This window comes from Neptunicella plasticusilytica (assembly GCF_047922965.1).
Lineage (GTDB): Bacteria > Pseudomonadota > Gammaproteobacteria > Enterobacterales > Alteromonadaceae > Neptunicella > Neptunicella plasticusilytica.
The window spans coordinates 3,196,428-3,211,044 of sequence record NZ_CP150481.1 but is presented as its reverse complement, the minus strand read 5'-3'; the positions used below and the strand labels follow the sequence as shown (position 1 = coordinate 3,211,044).

General features: G+C 46.6%; 14 protein-coding genes. 10 read left to right on the top strand and 4 right to left on the bottom strand.

Translation table 11 applies throughout. The features are described 5' to 3' along the window. Window positions 1-29: 29 nt before the first annotated feature. The 9 genes from V1467_RS14395 to tilS all read left to right on the top strand — a co-directional run bounded on the left by V1467_RS14395 (window position 30) and on the right by tilS (window position 10,409). On the top strand, window positions 30-548 hold the full coding sequence (locus tag V1467_RS14395; RefSeq protein WP_416305665.1) for an OmpH family outer membrane protein: 519 nt from the start codon (window positions 30-32) through the stop codon (window positions 546-548). A gap of 6 nt (window positions 549-554) precedes the next feature. Further along, the gene (gene lpxD / locus V1467_RS14390) at window positions 555-1,568 is read left to right on the top strand and encodes a UDP-3-O-(3-hydroxymyristoyl)glucosamine N-acyltransferase (RefSeq protein ID WP_416305664.1); all 1,014 of its coding nucleotides are present in this window, start codon (window positions 555-557) and stop codon (window positions 1,566-1,568) included. Window positions 1,569-1,599: 31 nt separating this feature from the next. Then, on the top strand, window positions 1,600-2,046 hold the full coding sequence (gene fabZ / locus V1467_RS14385) for a 3-hydroxyacyl-ACP dehydratase FabZ (protein ID WP_416305663.1): 447 nt from the start codon (window positions 1,600-1,602) through the stop codon (window positions 2,044-2,046). A 2-nt stretch (window positions 2,047-2,048) separates the two neighbouring features. After that, a complete protein-coding gene (gene lpxA / locus V1467_RS14380; RefSeq protein ID WP_416305662.1) occupies window positions 2,049-2,822 on the top strand; it encodes an acyl-ACP--UDP-N-acetylglucosamine O-acyltransferase in 774 nt (257 codons plus the stop codon). Window positions 2,823-2,828: 6 nt separating this feature from the next. Further along, entirely contained in the window at window positions 2,829-3,974 is a 1,146-nt protein-coding gene (gene lpxB, locus V1467_RS14375) for a lipid-A-disaccharide synthase (protein ID WP_416305661.1), read from the top strand. Further along, window positions 3,971-4,597: a ribonuclease HII gene (gene rnhB, locus V1467_RS14370; RefSeq protein ID WP_416308710.1), complete on the top strand. Its 627-nt coding sequence runs from the start codon at window positions 3,971-3,973 to the stop codon at window positions 4,595-4,597. The genes lpxB and rnhB overlap by 4 nt, the downstream gene beginning before the upstream one ends. Beyond that, window positions 4,590-8,051 carry a DNA polymerase III subunit alpha gene (gene dnaE, locus V1467_RS14365; protein WP_416305660.1) on the top strand — a complete coding sequence of 1,154 codons (3,462 nt, stop codon included), beginning with the start codon at window positions 4,590-4,592 and terminating at the stop codon, window positions 8,049-8,051. The genes rnhB and dnaE overlap by 8 nt, the downstream gene beginning before the upstream one ends. A 66-nt stretch (window positions 8,052-8,117) precedes the next feature. Continuing rightward, entirely contained in the window at window positions 8,118-9,074 is a 957-nt protein-coding gene (accA, locus tag V1467_RS14360) for an acetyl-CoA carboxylase carboxyl transferase subunit alpha (protein WP_416305659.1), read from the top strand. Window positions 9,075-9,092: 18 nt separating this feature from the next. Further along, window positions 9,093-10,409, top strand: a complete 1,317-nt coding sequence (gene tilS / locus V1467_RS14355) for a tRNA lysidine(34) synthetase TilS (RefSeq protein ID WP_416305658.1) — start codon at window positions 9,093-9,095, stop codon at window positions 10,407-10,409. Between the two features lie 18 nt (window positions 10,410-10,427). Here tilS and V1467_RS14350 read toward each other — a convergent pair whose 3' ends face one another. The 4 genes from V1467_RS14350 to V1467_RS14335 all read right to left on the bottom strand — a co-directional run bounded on the left by V1467_RS14350 (window position 10,428) and on the right by V1467_RS14335 (window position 13,804). After that, window positions 10,428-11,318 (bottom strand): GGDEF domain-containing protein, encoded by an 891-nt coding sequence (locus V1467_RS14350; protein ID WP_416305657.1) that lies wholly within the window; start codon window positions 11,316-11,318, stop codon window positions 10,428-10,430. Between the two features lie 141 nt (window positions 11,319-11,459). Next, window positions 11,460-12,590 carry a patatin-like phospholipase family protein gene (locus V1467_RS14345; RefSeq protein WP_416305656.1) on the bottom strand — a complete coding sequence of 377 codons (1,131 nt, stop codon included), beginning with the start codon at window positions 12,588-12,590 and terminating at the stop codon, window positions 11,460-11,462. A 133-nt stretch (window positions 12,591-12,723) separates the two neighbouring features. Next, on the bottom strand, window positions 12,724-12,879 hold the full coding sequence (locus V1467_RS14340; RefSeq protein WP_416305655.1) for a hypothetical protein: 156 nt from the start codon (window positions 12,877-12,879) through the stop codon (window positions 12,724-12,726). Between the two features lie 85 nt (window positions 12,880-12,964). Continuing rightward, the gene (locus tag V1467_RS14335; protein ID WP_416305654.1) at window positions 12,965-13,804 is read right to left on the bottom strand and encodes an MBL fold metallo-hydrolase; all 840 of its coding nucleotides are present in this window, start codon (window positions 13,802-13,804) and stop codon (window positions 12,965-12,967) included. Window positions 13,805-14,135: 331 nt separating this feature from the next. Here V1467_RS14335 and V1467_RS14330 point away from each other — a divergent pair, with 331 nt between their 5' ends. Continuing rightward, entirely contained in the window at window positions 14,136-14,525 is a 390-nt protein-coding gene (locus V1467_RS14330; RefSeq protein ID WP_416305551.1) for a DUF3718 domain-containing protein, read from the top strand. Window positions 14,526-14,617: the final 92 nt, after the last annotated feature.

Below are 14,617 nucleotides of genomic sequence, written 5' to 3'. Positions count from 1 at the left end.
ATAAATTAAGATATAACGGAGTAATTTAAGTGAAATCATTAACCAAAAGCCTGGCTGTTGCGGCCATTATGGGTACATCTATGCTGAGCTCTGCGGCCTACGCAGCAGAGAAGATTGGTCTGGTCAATGTGCAGGCTGTGTTCCAGTCATTGCCGCAAACCCAGGCTGTTGAAGGAACTATCCGCGAAGAATTTAAAGATGCATTGCAAGATGTTGCCCGGATGGAAAAAGACATCAAATATTATCTGGAAAAACAGCAGCGCGATGAAGCTACCATGAGTGATGCAGAGAAAAAAGAACTGCAAACCAAGTTAGTTGCGTTACGTGATGAATATACCTCTAAAGCTAAACCGCTACAGGAAGATATTCAGCGTCGTCAAGGCGAAGAGCGTAATAAAATTTTGGGACTCATCAAGCAGGCAATTGATTCTTATGCCGCTAAAGAAAATTTTGATCTGATCCTCAATGCTAATGCCGTTGCATATGTTAAAAACCAGAGTGTTGATATTTCTGGTCAAATTACTGACCAAGTTAGCAAAATAAAGTAAACGCATATGGCCATCAGTCTGGCTAAATTGGCCGAACATATCGGCGCCCAGCTTCATGGTGATGGCGCGCTGATGATTTCTTCTATTGCGACACTGAGTCGCGCTACTGATGGTCAGATTTCATTTCTGGCCAATACCAAGTATCGTAGCCAACTGGCGGAAAGTTCCGCCAGTGCGGTTATTTTACATCCGGATGAACTACCTCATTGCCAAAGTGCTGCTCTGGTAATGGATAATCCCTATGTGGGATTTGCCAAAGTTGCACAATTGCTTGATACCACTCCCGTTGCTGCAGAAAGTATTGCGCCAACAGCGGTTATTGCTGCTGATGTGCAACTGGGTGAGCAGGTGGCTATTGGTGCCAACGCGGTCATTGAATCTGGCGTAGTGCTGGGTGACCAGGTGCAAATTGGTCCGGGCTGTTTTGTGGGTAAAAATACCCGGATCGGCGCGCGAACCAAACTATGGGCTAACGTGACGATTTATCATGGCGTGACGATTGGTCAAGACTGTTTGCTCCAGTCAGGAGCGGTGATTGGCGCAGACGGTTTTGGTTATGCCAATGACAAGGGCAAATGGATTAAAATACCGCAAATGGGCGGAGTTGTACTGGGTGATCGTGTCGAGATTGGTGCCAGCACGACGGTTGATCGTGGCGCAATTGAAGATACGGTTTTACATGATGGCGTTATTATCGATAATCAGTGTCAGATTGCCCATAATGTCATTATCGGTGAAAACAGTGCCATGGCAGGCTGCAGTGTGATTGGCGGCAGCACTCGTGTTGGTCGTCAGTGTACCATTGCAGGAATGGTGGCGATTAATGGACATATCGAGATTGTGGATAATGTGCATATCACCGGCACCAGTATGGTGACCAAAGCGATCACGGAACCCGGTATCTATTCTTCCGGTATTCCCGCTACCACAAATAAACAATGGCGTCGTAATGCGGTAGCAATGCGTAACATTGACTCAATGAATCAGCGTATTAAAGCACTGGAAAAGGCGAACAGATAAGTTCGCGGTTGTCGGTGTAAGGAGAGACCCCTTGGCAAATCCCTTAACTCAAGTGGATATTGAAGAAATTATGGCACTGCTTCCACACAGGTATCCATTCCTGTTGGTGGACCGGGTAACGGATCTTCAACTCAACCACAGTATTAAAGCGTATAAAAATATTACCTTCAATGAACCCTGTTTTATGGGACATTTTCCCGGTAAACCTATCTTCCCCGGGGTTTTGATTCTTGAAGCCCTCGCTCAGGCAGCGGGTGTACTAGGATTTAAATCGGTGGCGCATAATGATGAACTCTATCTTTATGCGGGCATTGATAAAGCCCGATTCAAACATCCGGTGGTACCGGGGGATCGTATGGATCTGGACGTGGAGCTTATCAAGGAGCGTCGCGGCATCTGGAAATTTGCCGGAGTTGCCAGCGTTAATGGTAAGGAAGCCTGCAGCGCGGAATTTATGTGTGCGATGAGGAAAATGTAATAATGCCTGTACACCAGACGGCTATAGTCGATAGTTCTGCCAAGCTGGGGCATAACGTTGAAGTCGGCGCCTTTACTATTATTGGCGCCGGCGTGACTATTGGTGATAACTGCAAGATCGAATCCCATGTGGTGATTAAAGGTGAAACCGAACTCGGGCAGGGCAATCATATTTTCCAGTTTTGTTCTATTGGCGAAGATTGTCAGGATAAGAAATATGCCGGAGAGCCAACCCGTCTGGTGGTAGGCGACAATAACGTTTTTCGTGAAGGCTGTACGGTTCATCGCGGCACAGTGCAAGATCAGGGGATTACCCGGATTGGCAACCACAACTTGTTTATGATTGACAGCCACGTCGCCCATGACTGTGTGATTGGCGATAATAATATTTTTGCCAACAATGCTACCCTGGCAGGACATGTCCAGGTGGGCGACTGGGTCATTATCGGTGGTATGACTGGCGTACACCAGTTTTGTCATATCGGCTCACACAGTTTTTGTGCCGCCGGTTGTTTGCTGGTCAAAGATCTGCCTCCTTTTGTGATGGCGGGAGGGGCAACCATGTCAACCTTTGGTATCAACAGTGAAGGTTTAAAAAGACGGGGCTTTAGCAAGCAGACTATTCTACAAATTCGCCGTGCCTATAAGGTGATCTACCGTCAAGGCAATACACTGGAACAAGCCACTGATATTCTTCAAGAAATGCAACAGGAAACGCCTGAAATCGGTTTGTTGGTTGATTTTATCCAGCAGTCCGATCGCGGTATCTTGCGATAGTCAGCCGTGACAACATCTTCCCAAGTTAGAATTGCCATCGTGGTCGGTGAAGTGTCCGGCGATATCCTGGGTGCCGGTCTTATGCGCTCCTTGCAACAACGGTATCCGGACGCCATGTTTGAAGGCATTGGTGGAAGCCAGATGCGGGAGTTAGGCTTCAAGTCGCTTTTTGATATGGAAGAACTGGCAGTGATGGGGCTGTTTGAAGTACTGTCACGGCTATTCCGTTTATTGCATATTCGCAAATCCTTGTATCAGTATTTTAGCGCGAATCCTCCTGATGTGTTTATCGGTATCGATGCGCCGGATTTTAACCTGAATCTGGAACACAAACTCAAGCTCAACGGGATTAAAACGGTTCATTATGTGAGTCCGTCAGTGTGGGCATGGCGTAAAAAACGTGTGTTTACCGTGGCGGCGGCCACCAATCTGGTATTGAGTCTTTTTCCGTTCGAAAAGCGCTTTTATGATCAGCATCAGGTTCCTTGTGAATTTGTCGGCCATACCCTGGCAGATGCATTGCCACTGGTACCCGACCAGCAGGCGGCAAGACAAAAACTGGGATTATCGACTGATGACACCATCCTGGCCGTATTACCCGGCAGTCGTGGTAACGAAGTCAAACTGCTACTGGAACCGTTTTTGCGGGCGGCCGAGATTATTCATCGCAAAGTCAGCCAATTGCAAATTGTGATCCCGGTGATTAATCAGGCACGACGTGCACAAATAGAAGCCTGGTTGGCCGCTAATCCGGTAACATTGAACATTACTCTGGTCGATCGTCAGTCCCGCGAGGTGATGACCGCATCTAATGCGATTTTACTGGCCTCAGGTACCGCGACATTAGAGGCGATGCTGTGTAAACGGCCGATGCTGGTGGCATATCGATTTAGCCGAATGACGGCCATGGTATTGCGTCGGATGATTAAAATGGACTACTTTTCACTGCCTAATCTGCTGGCGGGTAAAAAATTGGTGCCGGAATTGTTACAGGAACAAGTCCAGCCTGATATTATTGCAGACCAATTATTACCATTGCTAACCCAGGACACCACCGAGCTGGTCGACGCTTTTACGCAGTTACATCAAAGTCTTAAATGTAACGCTGATGAACAGGCAGCCAATGCGGTTAGCAGATTAATCGAGGCATAAGTAAAACATTGTTAGTTGCGGGTGTTGATGAAGTGGGGCGTGGGCCATTGGTTGGGGCAGTGGTGACCGCAGCGGTTATCCTTGATCCTGACAAACCAATTGAAGGGTTAATGGATTCCAAAAAATTGTCTGAAAAGAAACGTGATGCGCTGGCTGAACAGATTCGTCAGCATGCTTTGTGCTGGGCATTAGGCCGAGCCGAGCCTCACGAGATCGATCAACTAAACATCTTGCACGCCACTATGCTGGCGATGACGCGGGCGGTCGACGCCTTGTCGATTAGGCCGGATTTTGTCAAGGTGGATGGCAATCGTTGCCCACAATGGGCTTATGCAAGTGAAGCCGTTGTCAAAGGAGACAGTAAAATTGCTGAAATCTCCGCTGCTTCGATTTTAGCTAAAGTCAGTCGCGATCTGGAAATGGCCGAGCTGGATAAACAATATCCGCAATACGGCTTTGCCCAACATAAAGGTTATCCCACCGCACAACATATGAAATTATTGGCCCAATATGGCCCGACAGAGCATTATCGTATGAGTTTTAAACCTGTAGTGATGGCGTTGCAACAGCATGATGGGATACTCAATTCCGGCTCATTAAACAGTGGCCCCCAATATGCTTGAACCCGGATTTGTTCATCTTCGAGTGCACAGTGACTTTTCCATGCTGGATGGACTAAGCAAGGTTAAGCCAATACTGGCTGCAGTCAAAGAGCAGCAGATGCCGGCTGTGGGCATTACCGACCAGATGAATATGTGTGGCCTGGTCAAATTCTATCTGGAGGCGCATAACCAGGGTATTAAGCCGATAATCGGTTGTGACTTCTGGTTTAAAGGCGATGAATCCGAACAGATTTTTCGCCTGACGGCCTTGGCAATGAATAACCAGGGATATCGGAATATTACCGAGCTGATCTCCAAAGCCTATTTGCGTGGTCATCTTGACGGTAAAGTAGTGGTAGATCGAAGCTGGCTGAAAGAGTATGCAAGCGGAATTATCCTGCTTTCCGGCGGACGTGAAGGCGATCTTGGACAGGCGTTAATAAATAATAATCAGGCGCTGGCACGTAGTATCAGTAATTTCTATCAACAACATTTTGCCGGACGCTATTTTCTGGAGTTATGCCGCACTAATCGGGCCGGAGAAGAAAGTTATATTCACGCTGCTGTCGCCTGGGCCGAACAGGCCGACCTGCCTGTTGTGGCGACCAATGACGTGTGTTTTCTGCGTTCTGAAGATTTTGAAGCCCATGAAATAAGAGTGGCTATTCATGACGGCTACACCCTGGAAGATAAACGTCGTCCCAAAAATTACTCGGAACAACAATATCTGCGCAGTGAACAGGAAATGCAGGAATTGTTCAGCGATATTCCTGAAGCATTGGCCAACAGTGTTGAAATAGCCAAACGTTGTAATGTCACCATGACCTTGTTTGAGTATTTCTTGCCGAAATTTCCTACCGGGGAGATGGATGAAAGCGAATTTCTGGTCAAGGCGTCTGAAGAGGGACTGGAAGAGCGCCTGCGGTTTCTGTTTAAAGATGATAAAACCATTGCTGAAAAACGCCCTGAATATGACGAGCGCTTAAAAATTGAACTGGAAGTTATCAACCAGATGGGCTTTCCCGGTTATTTCCTAATCGTTATGGAGTTTATCCAGTGGTCGAAAGATAACGGTATTCCGGTTGGGCCGGGACGAGGTTCAGGTGCCGGCTCCTTAGTCGCCTATGCACTTAAAATTACTGACCTGGATCCGCTGGAATTTGACTTGCTGTTCGAACGTTTTCTTAATCCTGAACGGGTATCGATGCCTGACTTTGACGTCGATTTCTGTATGGACAGACGCGACGAGGTGATCGACCACGTGGCCGAGCTGTACGGCCGTAATGCGGTATCGCAGATTATTACCTTCGGTACCATGGCGGCCAAAGCGGTCATCCGTGATGTGGGCAGGGTCCTGGGGCATCCGTTCGGCTTTGTCGACAGGATCAGTAAATTAATCCCGCCAACTCCGGGAATGACGCTGGCTAAAGCCTTTGAAGAAGAACCCCGTTTACCCGAGTTGTATAACAGCGATGATGAGGTTAAAGATCTCATTGATATGGCACGGCGCCTGGAAGGGGTGACGCGTAACGCCGGTAAACATGCCGGTGGTGTGGTAATTGCCCCCACCCTGATTACCGATTTCTCGCCACTTTATTGTGATGAAGAGGGATTGAATCCGGTAACCCAATTTGACAAAAATGATGTGGAAACCGCCGGGCTGGTTAAATTCGACTTTCTCGGCTTACGCACCCTGACCATTATCCAGTGGGCACTGGATATGATTAAAGTTAACCGCGGCATCGATGTGGATATCAGCGCGATCCCGCTGGAAGATCCAAAAAGTTTCCGTACCTTGCAGGACGCGTCGACCACCGCAGTATTCCAGCTGGAATCTCGCGGAATGAAGGAACTGATCAAGAACCTTAAACCGGACTGCTTTGAAGATATTATCGCCTTGGTGGCATTGTTTCGTCCGGGGCCGTTGCAGTCGGGCATGGTGGAAAACTTTATCAACCGTAAACATGGTCGCGAGGAAATTTCCTATCCTGATGCGGAATACCAGCATGAGTGTCTGAAAGAGATTCTGCAGCCAACTTACGGCATTATCCTGTATCAGGAACAGGTGATGCAGATCGCCCAGGTAATGGCCGGCTACAGCTTGGGTGGGGCAGATTTGTTACGCCGAGCTATGGGTAAGAAAAAACCTGAGGAGATGGCCAAACAACGCTCCGGTTTCGCCGAAGGTTCGGCCAACAATAATATCGATCCTGAGTTGGCAGAGAAGATTTTTGATCTGGTAGAGAAGTTTGCCGGTTACGGTTTCAACAAATCTCATTCGGCGGCTTACGCGTTGGTGTCTTATCAGACATTGTGGCTGAAAACCCATTATCCGGCTGAATTTATGGCGGCAGTGATGTCGGCAGATATGGATGCCACCGACAAGATAGTGACTCTGGTGGATGAATGCCAGCGGATGGGATTAACTATTGAACCGCCCAATCTGAACAAGGGGCAGTATAAATTTACCGTTGATCCGCAAGGACACGTTGTCTACGGTATCGGTGCGATTAAAGGTGTGGGAGAAGGCCCGGTTGAGGCGATCATCGAGGCCAGACAGGAGAAGGGCCAATTCAAGGATCTTTTTGATTTCTGTGCCAAGGTTGATCTGAAAAAAATTAATAAACGAGTGTTGGAAAAACTGGTTATGTCCGGTGCACTGGATACCCTGGGACCGCACCGTAGTTCGTTGATGGCCACTTTACCGGATGCAATGGCAGCCGCGGAGCAACACCGTAAGGCAGAAGCGCACGGTCAGGCCGATATGTTCGGTCTACTCAATACAGAGCAGGATGAGGTTAAGCAGGCCTTTGCCGATGTTCCAGCCTGGCCGGAGAAAATCTGGCTGGATGGTGAAAAGGAAACATTAGGTCTATATTTGACCGGTCATCCGATTAACCAGTACGAACAGGAAATCAAGCACTACGCCCAGTGCCGGATTGTCGATCTTAAACCGATCAAAAATGTGCCGGTGATGGCAGTTGGACTGGTGTTAAGTGTCCGTCAATTGGTGAATAAGAAAGGACGTCGTTGGGCCATTGTGACATTGGATGATAAAAGTGCCCGGATCGAAGCTAAATTTAGCCCGGATCTGTTCGAACAATTTGAACCTGTGCTGGAAGAAGATAAAATACTGCTGATTTCGGGACAGGTCAGCTTTGATCAATACAGCGGTGGCAATACAATCAGCGCCCGTGAAGTGCTGGATATTGTTCAGGCTAGAGAAAAATACGTAACATCATTAAGCTTACAATTGGATTCTGACTGGTGTCAGCCGCAACAAATGGCTACACTGCAAGCAATATTGCAACAATACCGCGGCGGCAGTTGTCCGGTGCTGGTGCATTATCAAAATGCCGATGCATCTGCCAGCCTAGCGTTAGGCGCGAACTGGTATGTGACACCTGAAGACCAATTAATATACGAATTAAGGCAAATGCTGGATCAACAGCGGGTTGAATTGAGTTTTAGCTGAATTTGACGTCTCGGGGGACAGAGACAAGTTGATTTAACATGAGCCACACATAAATTAGGTAGTAGGATGAATTTAAACTTCCTGGATTTCGAGCAGCCAATCGCAGATTTGGAAGCCAAGATAGAAGAATTACGACTGGTAAGTCAGAACGGTGATTTTAATGTCAGTCTTGAAGAAGATATAAACAAACTTCGTGAAAAAAGCGCGGATCTGACCAAAAAGATTTTTTCTGATCTGGACCCTTGGCAAGTGGCACGGTTGGCCCGTCATCCGATGCGTCCTTATACTTTCGATTATATCCCGCGTATCTTTAGCGAGTTTGAAGAGTTGGCCGGTGATCGTGCCTATGCAGATGACAAAGCGATAGTTGGTGGTCTGGCCAATTTTGACGGGCAGCCGGTGATGATTATCGGCCATCAAAAAGGTCGCGATACCCAGGAAAAAATCAAACGTAATTTTGGTATGCCCAAACCGGAAGGATATCGCAAGGCCTTGCGTCTGATGCAAATGGCTGAACGTTTTAAATTACCCATAATCACTTTTATCGATACGCCGGGAGCTTATCCGGGCGTAGGTGCGGAAGAACGAGGTCAAAGTGAGGCCATTGCCCGCAACCTAAAAGTCATGGCCGGACTCAAAGTACCCATTATCTGTACTGTTATCGGTGAAGGTGGTTCTGGCGGGGCGTTGGCAATTGGTGTCGGTGATCGGGTTAACATGATGCAGTTCAGTACCTATTCGGTGATATCGCCTGAGGGCTGTGCTTCCATCCTCTGGAAAAGCGCTGACAAAGCCCCCTTAGCCGCAGAAGCTATGGGCGTTGATGCCGAAAGAATCAAGTCACTGGATTTGATTAACAGCATTATTGAAGAACCGCTGGGCGGCGCTCATCGGGATCATGATGCTACTGCAGCTAATATTAAAGCTTGTCTGAAACAGCAACTGTCGCAACTTCAGAGCCTGTCGCTGGAACAATTGCTAGAACAACGCTATGAACGCCTGATGTCTTTCGGGTATTGTTAACTTAGCCTGAGGCCCTAAATGGAGATTATCAAGGCCGTCTCGTCTGTTCTAAACTGCCCCTCCCGGCCTATGTATGTGGCGTACAGCGGAGGGGTTGATTCCCACGTTTTACTGCATTGTGTTAGCGAGTTGATGGACAATTATCCGCAGCATCAGTATACCGCTATCCATATCAATCACGGGTTAAGTTCCAACGCCGACCAATGGCAACAGCATTGTCAGCAAATCTGCCGACAACTGGATATCGCCTTTATTAGTCACCAGGTGGTATTAGACAATATTCCGCGTACCAGTCTTGAAGCACAAGCTCGTGAAGCCCGTTACGCCGCGATTGATAACGCCACGCCGGATAACGCCGTTATTTTATTGGCCCAACATGTTGATGATCAGCTCGAGACTTTTTTACTACAGCTAAAAAGAGGGGCCGGCCCTAAAGGGTTGTCATCCATGGCAGCATTGCAACAGGGTAATGGGGCTCGTCAGTATAGACGGCCGTTTCTTGCGATCAGTCGTCAGCAGATTCTGGATTATGCCAGTCAGCATGAGTTAGATTGGCAGGAAGACGAATCCAATCAGGACAGCCGTTTTGACCGCAACTTTTTACGCCAGCGGATCGTGCCCTTGTTATTGCAACGCTGGCCAGCAATGGCTACATCAGTATCGCGCTCTGCCGCGTTATGTGCAGAGCAACAATCTATGCTGGATGAAATTAGTCAGCAGCATTTAAACGGTATGCTGGGCGAAGATGGCTGCCTGGCCATTGACGCTTTATTGGCATTATCTTCACGCTGGCAGAAACAGGTAATACGCTTATGGTTGAGTCAACAACAGATCCCCTTGCCCAATGCTAAAGTAATGGCGTTGATTGAGCCTGAGTTGTTACGTTCATCTGGCGATGCTGAAGCCTGTATTCAATGGCAAGACTGGCAATTAAGAAAATTCAATCAGCAACTGTACGTATTGTCTGAACCCTTGTTGCCTGCGTTGGAAAATAAAGTCTGGCGTGGTGAAAAAGAACTGACACTGGCAGAGCAGCAAATCAGAGTGCAGTTTGATTATCAGGATAATCAGGGGATTCAGCTCGGTTATGATAATCAAAAAGCCATTATCAGACTGGGTTTTGGTTCGTTCGCCGAAACATTTAAACCGGCCGGGGAACGACACTCCAAACCGCTTAAAAAATGGTTTCAGTTATGGCAGGTTCCGCCCTGGAAACGCGCCAGTATTCCACTGGTTTACGTTAATGGTGAACTGGCAATGGTGGTCGGCATCAGTGTTGCAGAGCAGTTTAGTTCAGGAAAGCAGACAATCTGGATCAGACAGGTTGAAGATTAAAGCGGCAATATATTGCCGCTACGCGCATTTAATACAATTTTTACCGGCCAGTTTTGCCGCATACATTGCCTCATCGGCACGCTGAAACAGGCTATGGGCAGTATCTTCGGCACTGAACAGTGCACTACCAATACTACAGGTAATACCATGCTGAACAAGCAAGGGGTGGTTGGTGACACCGTTGATAATGCGGATCGACACTTTCTGATTCAGCAATTCATTGGCATTTTCCAGCAAGCAGCAAAACTCGTCTCCACCAAAACGAAATGCAAAGTCGGTGTCACGCAAGCAATCCTGCAGTACATTGGCAAAAGCAATCAGGATCTGGTCACCGAGTAGATGACCATACTGGTCATTGGCCTGCTTAAAGTGATCCAGATCGAGGATCAACAATCCGAAACTGTCTTCATTGCGCAATGCATGGCTGATGCTGCGCCCAACAGTTTCATTATACTGGCTGCGGTTACCTAGCCCGGTCAGGTTATCTTTAAAACACAAGCGTTTGACCTGGTCGTGCTGAATCGCCATTTTAAGCGGCTGTTGCAGACAGTTTTGAATATCTTTAAGCAGTTTAGCTTGATGCTGGCTAAACTGGCTGTGGGCGTAATGCCGCAAGTGCGCCACTTTCTGGTAACCAATCTTTATATCACAACTCTCGACCAGCGGTGTATTGTCAATATGGCCGCATTGAAACTGTTGATTTTGATAATCCAGGCTTATGCCATCGATAGGCAGGTGTTTTAGCGCCTGGATAAAGTAGGCGCTTAATAATGGCTTGATATCGATGTTGGCAGTCAATGTCTGTAATAACGCATACAACTGGTAATAGCTTAAATTCTTTTCACTACCGGAGTGAAAAGTAAAGATCCCCTCTGCAGGAGCATCATAAAGTGGGCTAAGTTGATCCAATTTAGTATTCCGTAAATTATTTGACGCAAACAACTTTATTAGCTGTTCCATACAAATAACGTGCCAGAATATTTTTATTTCTATTCGAGATTAGTGATCTTTGCTGCAAGAAATACTCAGCAAAGTTCAACAGCCCCGGAGCTATAAATTCAGAAAATCACGAATTTCATCCAGTCTGTTCATCGCGTCTCGATAACCCACATCAATGATTTCCGAGCAAAAATGATGATCAAACAGCAAGTAGCTGGGCAAGCTGGACTCAATATCAGGTTTCAGGCCAACCAGTCTGAGTAAGGAGCGTATACCCGCCGGCAGATGATGATAGTGTTTGGCTGCAATTTGGTTGAAATTCTCGCTGGGATTAATTTCCAGACATTCAATTTTTTGCAGGTGAGTTTCTTTTTTCTGTTTTTCGGTCAACAGATCCAGCGTCTGGTTTACCCGATAGGCGCGTTCCAGATCGGCGTTAAGTGTGTCAGCAAAGATGGTATCGAGTAAATGACCGGCAATATTGGAGGCGCTGGGGTAATGGTCATTAATTGCTTGAGTGTAGGGTATTTCAGGCTGTTCAACACCTATCACCAAAATTTTGCGCGCACCAAGATGAATTGGCGCACTTAACGGAGAAAGTTGATGCACCGAGCCATCACCAAAATAGTCGTTGCCCAGTTTAACAGTCGGGAATACCAGTGGTATGGCAGATGACGCCATTAAATGTTCTACATTCATTTGCGCAGGCTTACCCTGTCGCTTGGAACGTTGCCAGCCCTCCACATTTTTATTGCTTTGAAAAAAACTGATGGAATCATGACTGGTATAGCTGGAGGCTGTAATACATAACGCGCGTAAATGTTGACGATCAATGTTGTTATCAATACGGCTGAAATCCAGCGTTTTACGCAGTAACTGCCTCAATGGCTGATTGTTCAACAGGCTGGTTGCGCGAGTTTGCATATCCTCGGCTTTGCTACCTTGAAAATAATTTTTCAGCAGGTAACCGAACACCGATTGGAAACCACTTTCGTAAATATCGCTGGTGCGCAGATTTTTCCAAACCCAGTCGAGTTTTCGCACTCCCAGATGATAACAGGATGCAAAGCAGGCTAGGGTGGTGGCGTTAATAGCTCCTGCCGAGGTTCCGCAGATTATCGGAAAAGGGATACTTTGATTGCGAGGCAAAAAGTTGGTGATAGCCTTGAGGACACCAACCTGATATGCCGCTCTGGCGCCACCACCGGTTAACATTAATGCATATTCTTGCCGTTCAGTCATTGTAATCCGTTTTTGTCAGTCCACATTAAAAGCATCAGAGATTGTAGTGGTATTACTAACGTAAACAGCTATTTGTGTCTACGGAAAACTGTTAAAACGGAGATTTAACGATTTTTAACAAGCCAGATATTTACTATGGTTTTGACTTCTGGCTGACTAACAGAAAAAGGCGACTACCTTTGGCAAGTTCCAATTGTGCAATATGATTGGTTAGTAGCGGATTAGCTTGTGTTTCATGGAAGCCGATATCGCCGGTTTGCCATTTTTGCTGCCAAAATTGCGCTTCCATCATTTTCCTCAGTTAAGCATGCAGGCTAGTCCATTAATGACTGGGCGCGCTGCCTGGGCTACTATGATTTGTCTCTTTAAAAGGATTAAAAGCTAAAATTCATCCCTTCCGCCGCGGCAAACACCTTAAGCTGATCTTCGGCAACGTTAACCACATCCTGACAATGCGCCTCCAGTTCGCGTAAACTGCTATCCGTGCGACTGGGATCATGGCTATAAAGCGCCAGGTTTTTGGCTTTACAGGCCAGCGCCAATTTAACCGCTTCTTCGGCGATAGAGTGTCCCCAGCCTGCTTTGGCGGGCATATCAGCAAACAAATATTGCGCATCATGGACTAATAAGTCCGCTCCTTGGGCAAAGTCTACAAAATCCAGAAAGTCGGTTTCCTTTTTATACGGAGGATACAATTCGTTATCGGTAATGTAGGCGATTTTGGCACCGTCGGCTTCAATTACATAAGAACTGCCGTTACCGGGATGATTCATGGTGAGACGGCTGATTGAGGCATCCTGTAATAGCCAGCTGTTTTTATTCTCGTCGATCGGCACTATCTGGATATTGGCGGCCAAAGATTGATGGTGGACCGGAAACAGACTACCTGACATTTGCTGCAAAATAGCGTCATGTTCTGCCAGTTTGGTGCGACCGGGGGTAATAAAAATATTACGTTCGGATTGATATATTGGGGCAAAAAAAGGAAAGCCCTGGATATGATCCCAATGATTGTGGCTGAGCAACAAATGTATATCGTTGTTTTTCTTAACCAGTTTATGGCCTAAAGGAATAATCCCTGTTCCCGAGTCGAGAATGATATCCGTACCATTGTCCAGCTCAACATGCACACAAGCCGTATTACCGCCAAATTCGATAAAATCGCGCCCGGGAGCTGGAGTGGAACCTCTTACACCAAAAAAAGTTAACTGCATGCAAAGTACTCAAAATGCCCTGTAATTTAAACAACAAGCAATTATTACGTATGACTAGCCTAACATTATTTACCTGTCTGCTTGATAGAGCAAATTTACCAGAGAATTAAATTACATACCTTTATAATCCAAATTTTTATTTATAAATTCATATGATTAGATAATATTTTGCTTCGATATTATGCCTGTTCAGGTTCAGTTATGGCTACATAAAGTATTAAATTAAATACCTATGTGCCATTTTGACCTCTGTAAAGCCGGTTGGTGTTTTTTTAAACTGTTTTCCGTCAAGACAATTTAACTTTATAAACATTTTTAACGAGGCACTATCATGAAAAAATTATTAACTATCGCCGCATTATCTACTGTCCTGGTTGCTCCAGTGAGCTTTGCCGACGTGAATGAAGACCTGCAAAACATTTGTACCATTGTGAAAAACAATGACAAAGGTGAGTTGCGTAAAAAAATGCGTTCGGTCCAGAACGACTACAACTTGCGTTTAGGTGATTTCTATACAGGTGTATCTTGTGGTGGTAACAGCCTTATCCGTTATTCCATGCAGAACAATGCGACGGATGTGGGCACCTATATGATTAAGAAAATGTCCAAGAAAGACTTGTCTCAGGCAGAAGCGGACGGTGTTGCCATCCAGCAGTGGGCCGAGACTAACGGTTATATCGAAACTGAAATCGGTAAAGAGTTACTTGACCGTTTGAACTAATTGGGGGCCACTCACCAGATTGTCTTGACGCCTCGACGGTGAGTGGCGCTAACCCCCAGGGCGTCAACCCAAAAAGAGCCTTCCGGCTCTTT